7 protein-coding genes are annotated in these 9,953 nt (G+C 36.4%); 2 read left to right on the forward strand and 5 right to left on the reverse strand.

The features are described 5' to 3' along the window. Positions 1–595: 595 nt before the first annotated feature. Complete coding sequence (locus KA858_RS01735; protein ID WP_210126279.1) at positions 596–1,552, reverse strand: NAD-dependent epimerase/dehydratase family protein; 957 nt, start codon at positions 1,550–1,552, stop codon at positions 596–598. 287 nt (positions 1,553–1,839) lie between these two features. Here KA858_RS01735 and KA858_RS01740 point away from each other — a divergent pair, with 287 nt between their 5' ends. Continuing rightward, positions 1,840–4,572 carry a 5'-nucleotidase C-terminal domain-containing protein gene (locus KA858_RS01740; protein WP_210134854.1) on the forward strand — a complete coding sequence of 911 codons (2,733 nt, stop codon included), beginning with the start codon at positions 1,840–1,842 and terminating at the stop codon, positions 4,570–4,572. 93 nt (positions 4,573–4,665) lie between these two features. Here KA858_RS01740 and KA858_RS01745 read toward each other — a convergent pair whose 3' ends face one another. From KA858_RS01745 to KA858_RS01760, 4 genes are all read right to left on the reverse strand, one after another. Continuing rightward, entirely contained in the window at positions 4,666–5,625 is a 960-nt protein-coding gene (locus tag KA858_RS01745; RefSeq protein WP_053031044.1) for an ornithine cyclodeaminase family protein, read from the reverse strand. A 167-nt stretch (positions 5,626–5,792) separates the two neighbouring features. After that, the gene (locus KA858_RS01750) at positions 5,793–6,212 is read right to left on the reverse strand and encodes an NUDIX hydrolase (protein ID WP_107630131.1); all 420 of its coding nucleotides are present in this window, start codon (positions 6,210–6,212) and stop codon (positions 5,793–5,795) included. A gap of 11 nt (positions 6,213–6,223) precedes the next feature. After that, a complete protein-coding gene (locus tag KA858_RS01755) occupies positions 6,224–6,730 on the reverse strand; it encodes a GNAT family N-acetyltransferase (RefSeq protein WP_210126281.1) in 507 nt (168 codons plus the stop codon). 202 nt (positions 6,731–6,932) lie between these two features. Then, positions 6,933–8,123: a glycine C-acetyltransferase gene (locus KA858_RS01760; RefSeq protein WP_053031038.1), complete on the reverse strand. Its 1,191-nt coding sequence runs from the start codon at positions 8,121–8,123 to the stop codon at positions 6,933–6,935. A gap of 234 nt (positions 8,124–8,357) precedes the next feature. Between KA858_RS01760 and KA858_RS01765 the strand changes: the two genes are divergently transcribed. Further along, positions 8,358–9,524 (forward strand): M20 family metallopeptidase, encoded by a 1,167-nt coding sequence (locus KA858_RS01765; RefSeq protein ID WP_210126282.1) that lies wholly within the window; start codon positions 8,358–8,360, stop codon positions 9,522–9,524. Positions 9,525–9,953: the final 429 nt, after the last annotated feature.

The raw sequence follows: 9,953 nt of genomic DNA on the forward strand, positions 1-9,953 counted from the left end.
TAAATAGTTCTAAGATAGATTACGAAACATAGTTGCGAAGACTCCTAGGGGATCTTTAATTTTAATGAACCTATGAGCAATGGCTCTTAAGTAAGTAGTTCTAAAATGGGTAATGGAACGTAGTTGAGCGACGCCTGAGGGAGTTTGAACGATTGATGAACGTAACTGCTCACACACTTACGTAAATAGTTCTAAGATAGATTACGAAACATAGTTGCGAAGACTCCTAGGGGAGCAGTGCTAGTCGAAGACTACAGGCTGAGACAGCACCCCAGGAAAGCGAAGCAACTTATGTGAGTGATTATCGATCTATGGCTGCTTTTTCACACAAAAAGAGTCCGGGACAAAAATAATATAATGAAGCTATTTAGCAAATTCGCAGTAGCTGACTGAACTGAGAAGGCGCTTAATTCAAGCTTTTCTCAGTTCTAGTCATCCTTGTGGGCGGGGCCCCAGCAAAGAGAATTTCATTAAGAAATTCTACAAGCTAAGCAAGCTGGGAGTGGACAACGAATTTAAAAAGAATTCTGTCCCACTCCCTTTCACACAAAAAACTAGCAGGGGGTAACACCCTGCTAGTTCAACACATCACACTTTATTTATTTTGTTCTTTTTCTTCAATCGCTTTTAACATTAACTCAGTCATACCAGCTAAATCGTATTTAGGATCAAAGTCCCACTCTTTACGAGAATAGCTTGTATCAATATTATCTGGCCAACTATCTGCAATTGCTTGACGTGCTGGATCCACTTCATAGTCTAAAGCAAAATCTGGATAATGTTTTTGGATTTCAGCTTTAATTTCTTCAGGTTCAAAGCTCATAGCACTTAAGTTATAGCCATTACGCGTAACTAATTTATCTGCATCTGCTTCCATTAATTTAATAATTGCATCAATTGCATCATCCATATACATCATATCCATGTATGTGTCTTTAGCAATATAACTTGTATAACGTCCGCTTCTTACCGCTTCGAAATAGATTTCAACCGCATAGTCCGTCGTACCGCCACCTGGTTCTTTAACATGAGAAATAAGTCCAGGGAATCTCACACTACGCGTATCGACACCAAATTTTGTGAAATAATATTGGCATAATAATTCACCAGCAACTTTATTCACACCATACATTGTAGTTGGTTGTTGGATTGTATTTTGAGGTGTATCTTTCTTAGGTGTTGAATCACCAAACGCACCAATAGAACTTGGTGTGAAGAAATGTAATTCATATGTTCTAGCAGTTTCTAATGCATTCATCAAACCGCCCATATTTAAATCCCAAGCCAATAATGGATTTTTCTCAGCAGTTGCTGATAATAAAGCCGCCATATGCATTAACGTATCCGCTTTAAAGTTCTCAACACTCGCCATCATCGCTTCACGATTCGTAACATCCAATACTTCAAACGGTCCATTATTAACCGGTGAGTCCTCTTCCGGTTCTCTAATATCCGTAGCTAAGACATTGTCATTTCCATAAATTTCTCTACATTTTAATACCAGCTCAGTACCAATTTGACCAAGCGCTCCTGTAATAACGATTCTTTCCATAAATAAAAACTCCCTTTGTGTGTTTAGCACGAATAATTGTCCTTTTAGGGTGTACATATTCCCTATTTACATGCTTATTATAATATAAAAGCGCTTTCTTGTATACTCAGAAAGTACATTCTTTATTAATCTATTTCTTTTTGAAAAGTCAGAGATTCTTACGTATCGTAGTGTTTGATTTATTAATCATTTTTAAATTTATCGTAAATAATTGAATGCGTAAGCTTTAAGACGGGTGACTTATGCTAATATAAAAATGTAAATTCCATATAATAAAGGAGGCAAATATGAAGCGATATCTTGTTCCAATCTTAATACTATTTTTTATCGTATTTGGTATCACCATGGGTACAACGTATGCTGCTGAATCAGAGTCAATCCAATCAAACAACACCACAGCAGTATCACACACAACATCACAAGAAGCACCATCAGTAAATGCTTACTCGACGAATAAGGATATGGCAATAGAGTCTGATGCAATTTCACATCATGATGACATCACATCGTCGTCTCAAACGACACCACATCCTGATGTTGCAACGTCTACAACACAACATACAACTTCAGAGAAGCACAATGTTTCATCTCAGGGTTCTGCCTTTTCAGAAGAAAAAGCATTGCCTGAACCGACTACAAATGAAGTTCAATCGTCGCAAGATACTAAGGTAAACACATCATCTTCAACAACTGAAGCTTCTAAGTCAGCACAAGTTACACCGCCAAAGGCATCTACGCCGACGAAAGTTACCTCATCGCCTGAAGAAGCAACGCAACAACAAAGTCATGATGTTACTGTATCACAACACGCTACACCTGTTTCAAAGCAAGCACCTAAACACAGTGATGCTACTTCAAAGCAAACTGCTATGAAGACGAATGATGTTACTGCGAATAAGAAAGCAACAACAGCTTCTAACAACAAAGATAAACACACAATTTTACATACAAATGATATTCATGGTCGTTTCGTTGAAGAAGATGGTCGTGTCATCGGAATGGCTAAAGTAAAGGGACTCAAAGACAAATATCATCCTGATTTAATGGTTGATTCTGGCGATGCTTTTCAAGGATTACCTGTTTCTAACAACTCTAAAGGTGAGGAAATGGCTAAAGCTATGAATAATGTCGGTTACGATGCGATGACTGTCGGAAATCATGAATTTGACTTTGGCTATGACCAATTACTTAAATTACAGAAACAGTTAAATTTCCCTATCATTTCATCCAATATCTATAAAAATGGTAAACGTATATTTAACCCTTCCACAATCGTAACTAAAAACAATGTCCGTTATGGTATTGTGGGTGTCACAACACCTGAAACCAAAACTAAAACATCACCTACTGCAGTTGAAGGTGTGGAATTTAAAGATCCGTTAACCAGTGTCAAACAAGCTATGAATCAAATTAAAGATCATGTGGATATATTCGTTGTCTTATCACACTTAGGTGTGGATAAATCAACACAAGAACGTTGGCGTGGTGATTATTTAATCGAGCAGCTGACGAAAGACCGTTCATTTACACAGTCTATCTTTGTCCTCGATGGCCATTCACATACAGTCATTGATCACGGTCAACACTACGGTGCTAACAATATACTCGCGCAAACAGGAACAGCCCTTGAAAATGTAGGCCGTATTGATTTTAATTTTAAAGATAAGCAAGCAACGAATGTCGAAGCATCATTAATTAATGTCGCTGATGCTGAGCATGTGACACCTGACTCACAAATCGAAGCACAAACTAAGAAAGCAAATGATGCGTTCTTGAAAGCAACATCCACTGTCGTTATCCCTAATAATACAGTGAAGTTAAATGGCGAACGCGCACAAGCACGTACACAAGAAACCAATTTAGGGAATTTAATTACAGACGCTATGGAAGCATATGCCTCTAAACATTTCTCACACCCTTCTGATTTCGCAATCACTAACGGTGGTGGCATACGTGCTTCAATCGACAAAGGTAAAGTTACAGAAAATGATATTATTACTGTATTACCATTCGGAAATTTAATTTCTCAAATTCAAGTTAAGGGCTCAGATGTATTAAAAGCATTTGAACATAGTTTAAGTGCTGAAACGGATATGCAAGATGGTAAGAAAGTCTTAACTGCTAATGGTGGTTTCTTACAAATTTCTGATTCACTAAAAGTATATTACGATATCGACAAAACATCTGGACAACGTATTAATGCAATTAAAGTATTGAATAAAGAAAATGGTCGCTATGAGGATTTAGACCCTAACCGCACGTATTATGTAACAACAAATGATTTCACGGCTAATCAAGGTGATGGCTATGATATGTTTGGTGGTCAACGTGAAGAAGGCATCTCATTAGATGAAGTTGTCGCGCAATACACTAAAGAAACCGATTTGAGTATATATGATACAGTTGAACCTGTACGTATTATCAACGGAGAGCCTGAAAGTGCTGAGCAGCCAAATACTGGTGAAGCAACTCAAGATAGTAACAATCATTCAACAGGTCACGCAGGTAGCGGTCAACAAATGCCAAATAATAATACTAATGATGACTCGAAACACAATAGTCATCATGGACAACAACCAGCGCATAAAGATACACATCAAGCCAATGGAAATATCATCGAACTTCCTAACGTAGCTAATGATGGTCATCAACAAATGCAAGTGCCATCAAGTACTAATTGGAAGCATCACCATAATGATGCACAATCAATGGCCATCAACACTAACCATACATCTACACATCATCATTCTGGTTATCCTGTAGCTTCAAATCATTACAACAAAGTGATTCAATTATCAAATCACGCCTTTGAACAGCATGCTGGTGCGTACCATATGATGCATCAGCAACATCATCACACGAGCAAAGCAATTCAAACAATGGCGCTCTATAATGAACCATTAACACAGCTACCTAATACAGGTAATACAGATGATACATCAGAACATGGTATCGCAATCTTACTTGTTGTAACTGGAACTGGATTGATATATTGTCGTCAACGCAAAAAATCAGCATAATTTTTGATAGATAATAAACCGTGAATGGGACACTAAATGCATTGTCTCACTCACGGTTTGTTGTCATTATATTAAGATTGTTGTGACATCCAACTATTTATCCTGCTTTTCAATCGCTTTTTTATAAAAATAATTAGCAACCACTATATCTACAATAGCAAGGCCAACAGATTTAAAGAGTGTCACTTCTTCATCACTCTCACGTCCTGAAATTTTACCTGCAACAATATCACCAAGTTCACCATGTAAAGATGCTTGTGTGATAATTCCTTCTTCTTGAGGTACCTTTAAATCGCCTGTTTCTTCCATTGCAGCTTCAGTAGATTCAACCACAATTTTGTTCGCTACCATCATTGATTCAGTAGGTAATTCCTGCATATCTGGTTTGAAAGAACCTACTGCATTTAAGTGAACACCTGGATGTAAAGTATGAGCATATACGGGATTATTCGAATTTGTAGCAGTTACTACAATGTCCGCTTCTGCCATGGCATCATCCGCTTGATCAAAGACTTTCGTTGCTACATGATATGTTTCCGCTACTTCTTGTGCTAATACTTCCGCATTCGATGTCGTGCGACTTGAAAAGTGAATCATATCGATATGTCTCACAGCCATAACAGCTGCAATTAAACCTCTAGCCTGATCACCAGCACCAATGACACATAACGTTTTAGCATCTTTGCGAGCCAAGTATTGCGTTGCTACGCCTGAAATTGCGCCAGTACGTATTTGTGTTAAATAACTGCCATCTAACACTGCAAGCGTTTCTCCCGTCTCATAGTCACTTAAAAGGACTGACCCTGTTATCGTTTTCTTGCCCTTTTTAGGGTTATCAGGCGCAAATGTAACGGTTTTGATGCCAACGATTTTAAGATCATCGGATAAAGCTGGCATGACTAAATAGCGATTATCATCATTAAATGGTAGGACATAGCGTAGTGGCGTTTCTGTCTTACCTTCTGAGAATGCTTTTAACGAATTAGCAACTTCATCAATCACTTCTTTCATATCTAGTAATGCTCGTTGATCTTGCTCATTCAAAACTAACATATTAATTCCTCCATCAAATGCTTTGTCGTTATTCATTATTTACCCGTCAAGCCACTCATTTATCATCTTATTATGTAATACTTTTAATTCACGTATGTTGATAGGATAAAAGGCTAATTTAACTTGCTTAAACTATTCATTTTGATTGCAACGCTTCGTTTCCCACTTTAATCTACAAGTCCTTCATCATAATAAGTAGCGTGATTATTTAGAAATACACGCAAACTATGATGGTAATATACTAACTTTTCATCCGCTTCTTCGATCGGCAACCAACGTAATGTTGAAATTTCATCTTTCATTTGAATTTCTGTTGTATAATCATGTACTTGTACTTTAAACATAATAAAAAGCGTATGGACATTCATTTGTGTCGATTTACCTTCATTAATACTAACTACGTCCTTAACTTCAATAGCTAAGCCTGTTTCTTCTCTAACTTCACGTTTCAATGCTTCAACTAGCGTTTCCCCATACTCAACTTTGCCACCGGGTAGTGACCAGCCACCACCATCTGTATTATGAACGAGTAAAATATTTCCTGCTTCATCTTGTATCAATGCATATACTACTTTTAAATCTTTCATTCATCCAACCTTCATTCATTAGGAATTTCAAATCGACTTACTAAATTGCCATTCTTTTTAACATATGGTTCGATTTCATATCCGCCATGTTTTTTAATCACTTTTTGTGAGGCAGTGTTCTTAGGATTCGTAGTCATTAATACTTTGTTTACACCTAGTTCTTTTAACAATAGCTTCGCTTCTTGCAACATAAATGAAGCAATGCCATGTCCTCTACGTGACTGACACACGCCGTAACCCACATGTCCGCCAATGTTTACTAAGCGTCGATTTAAGTGATGGCGAATATCGACTGCGCCAACAATAGCTCCATTTTCAAAGCAAAATAGTGTGGTCGTTGGTACCCAATCATCATCAACCTCTATATTATTTAAATGGTCTACCATGTGTTCAAATGACTCATACTTCGCCAAGTCTGTATTGGAAGGCACTATGGGTTCATCATGAACATACCATTCTTGGACGTACTTCATTAAAGCCACTTTATCTGAATAGCTTAACTGTCTTAGATTTAGCATTAACACACCACCTTCTAAATTATATGTTAATTTGATATTTCATATTTTAAGACGATGAACTATAACATTATTTTACCAAAATAAATATCTCCACCTCATCTAATAACAAGTGACATTTTGAGTTATCTTTGTTATATCACAATAAAAATAGACTGGAACGATCATAATCGTCCCAGCCTAAAAATGACTCTCTCTTATATCATTATTTAATTGTACCTAGTTCTTTACCAACTTTTTCATAAGCAGCAATTGCTTTGTCTAACATTTCTTTCGTATGCGCTGCTGTAGGCATATTTCTTACACGTCCTGTGCCACGTGGTACTGTTGGGAAGACGATAGATTTAACATATACACCTTCGTCTTTAAGACGTTTACTAAATTCTTGTGTTTCTTTTTCGTCTCCAATAATAACTGGCGTAATTGGTGTTTCTGATTCACCAGTATTGAAGCCAAGTTTAGCTAAGCCATCTTTTAAATATTTCGCATTATCCCATAATTGATCGTGTAATTCAGTAGAAGCCATTAATTTTTTCACAGCTTCAGTAATTGCTTTAGTATCTCCAGGAGCTAATGAAGTTGAGAATAAGAATGGTCTTGATTGAGCTTTTAACCAGTCGATAAGTTCTTTAGTACCTGCTACATAACCACCAACTACACCGATTGCTTTTGAAAGTGTACCGATTTGGAAGTCGATTTTATCTTGTAAACCGAAATGTTTAACTGTACCAGCACCTTTACCCATTACACCTGAACCATGCGCATCATCAACGTAAGTAATTAAGCCAAATTCTTCAGCAATTTCAACGATTTCAGGTAATTTAGCAACGTCTCCGTCCATACTAAATACACCATCTGTGATGTACATAACTTTATTGTATTGACCTGATTCAACAGCTTCTTTCGCTTTCGCTCTTAAATCATCCATATCTGAGTGGTTAACACGGATGATTTTAGCTTTAGATAAACGACATCCATCAATAATAGATGCGTGGTTTAATTCATCTGAAAGGATCGCGTCATTTTTGTTCATTACTGCTGAAATAGCTGCCATGTTACAGTTGAATCCTGATTGATAAGCAATAGCAGCTTCAGTACCTTTGAACTTAGCTAATGTTTCTTCTAACTCATCATGTAAGTCTAATGTACCGTTAATTGAACGTACAGCACCAGCACCAACACCGTGTGAATCAATTGCATGTTTAGCTGCAGATTTTAAATCTTCGTTTGTTGCTAGTCCTAAATAGTTATTTGATGATAAATTAATATATTGTTTCCCATTGATTGTAATTTCTGGACCATTCGCACCTTCGATTGAATCGATTTCGTTATATAATCCATTGTCTTTTAAATATTGAATATTTTCTTCTAAAAAGTTGTGTAGTGATTGAACCATATTCATATCCCCTTTGCATTTATTTATCAACATAATCATAACTGATTTTTCTTGAACATGAAAGCACTATCATTCCAGTTAATTCAATATATTGAATATTCTTTACGTCATGTACAACTGTTCATACAACATGTATATTTACCTTCATTTTCCAGAAAATACCGAATTAATCTATTGAGTTGAATTAGAATTTGATATACTAAAATTCATAATAATTAGGAAGAAGTGGTTCATGTGTTAGATTGGTTTCAATTAGCCAGTAATAAGGAAAATAGAATGATTCAGATGCGTCGCTATATGCATCAATATCCTGAACCTTCTTTCGAGGAAACTTGGACGCATAACTATATTCTAAATCAGCTTAGTCATCTTGATTGTAAAATTGAATCACCTATTGGACGTAATGGCATTAAAGCAACATTCAAAGGTAAAGAAGAGGGACCAACGATTGCATTTCGTGCTGACTTCGACGCACTACCTGTACAAGAACTTAACGATGTACCTTACAAATCTAAGAATGATGGATTGATGCATGCATGTGGTCATGATGGTCATACTGCGATATTATTAGGCGTTGCTGAGATTGTGCATGAACACCGCCATTTATTAAAAGGAAATGTGGTCTTTATCTTCCAATATGGTGAAGAAATTATGCCAGGTGGCTCTCAAGAAATGATTGATGATGGTTGCTTAAATGGTGTTGATAAAATTTATGGTACCCATTTATGGAGTGGCTATAGTACAGGTACGATTTATTCAAGACCTGGTGCGATTATGGCATCACCAGATGAATTCTCGGTTACAATCAAAGGTAAAGGGGGCCATGGCGCTAAACCGCATGAAACCATTGACCCAATTGTAATTATGGCTGAGTTTATTTTGAGTGCGCAAAAGATCATTTCTAGAACAATAGACCCTGTTAAAGAAGCAGTACTCACATTCGGAATGGTTCAAGCGGGATCATCGGATAGTGTTATTCCCGATAGTGCTTTTTGTAAGGGAACTGTGCGCACATTTGATACAGAATTACAATCACACATTCAACATAAGATGGATAAACTATTACAAGGCTTGGCACTGGCTAATGATATCACTTACGACTTAGAATACATTCGTGGCTATTTACCAGTACACAATCATGTCAATGCATATGAGGTAGTCAAACAAGCTGCAAATGACTTACATCTACGCTTCAATGAATCTGAGTTAATGATGATTGGTGAAGACTTTTCTCACTATTTAAAAGTCCGCCCAGGGGCATTCTTCTTAACTGGATGTGGTAATAAAGATAAAGGTATTACAGCACCACATCATAACCCACATTTTGATATAGATGAAGCTGCATTTAAGTATGCTGCTAGTGCGTTCTTGAAAATATTGGAAATTGAAAATGTGTTTTAAAATAGAATCGTTTACCCTAATAAAACAATGCCTATGATTACTTTAAATTCAAGTTAATCATAGGCATTTTTATATAAAAGAAAGTAAAATTTATGTAACAAAGTGTGATAGCTATAGTTATTAATCATATAGAAACACAATAGTGCTTATTTTTGAGCATATAATAAATAGACTAAAACAAGATGAATTGTCTTAGCCTCTTTAAACATTTAGGCAGTAGCTGACTGATTTAAATTTAAAATGCGCTTGAATCAAGTTTTTTTAAATCTAGTCATACTTAACGATGGGGCCCTAGCAAAGGGAATCTCATTAAGAAATTCTATAAACTAAGCAAGCTGGGAGAGGACAACCAATTATTGGTTCTAAGAGAAATGCGGTTGATGAAACAAATTGATTGTTTCATTAACCGCATTTTTTATACAAAAAGAG

The organism is Staphylococcus sp. GDX8P80P (genome assembly GCF_017893095.1).
Taxonomy (GTDB): domain Bacteria; phylum Bacillota; class Bacilli; order Staphylococcales; family Staphylococcaceae; genus Staphylococcus; species Staphylococcus borealis.

Excerpts from the sequence above, each read along its gene's own strand:
- KA858_RS01745 (WP_053031044.1), bottom strand. The coding sequence starts at position 5,625 with ATGTTAGTTTTGAATGAGCAAGATCAACGAGCATTACTAGATATGAAA.
- KA858_RS01755 (WP_210126281.1), bottom strand. The coding sequence starts at position 6,730 with ATGCTAAATCTAAGACAGTTAAGCTATTCAGATAAAGTGGCTTTAATG.
- KA858_RS01760 (WP_053031038.1), bottom strand. The coding sequence starts at position 8,123 with ATGGTTCAATCACTACACAACTTTTTAGAAGAAAATATTCAATATTTA.
- KA858_RS01735 (WP_210126279.1), bottom strand. The coding sequence starts at position 1,552 with ATGGAAAGAATCGTTATTACAGGAGCGCTTGGTCAAATTGGTACTGAG.
- KA858_RS01750 (WP_107630131.1), bottom strand. The coding sequence starts at position 6,212 with ATGAAAGATTTAAAAGTAGTATATGCATTGATACAAGATGAAGCAGGA.
- KA858_RS01740 (WP_210134854.1), top strand. The coding sequence starts at position 1,840 with ATGAAGCGATATCTTGTTCCAATCTTAATACTATTTTTTATCGTATTT.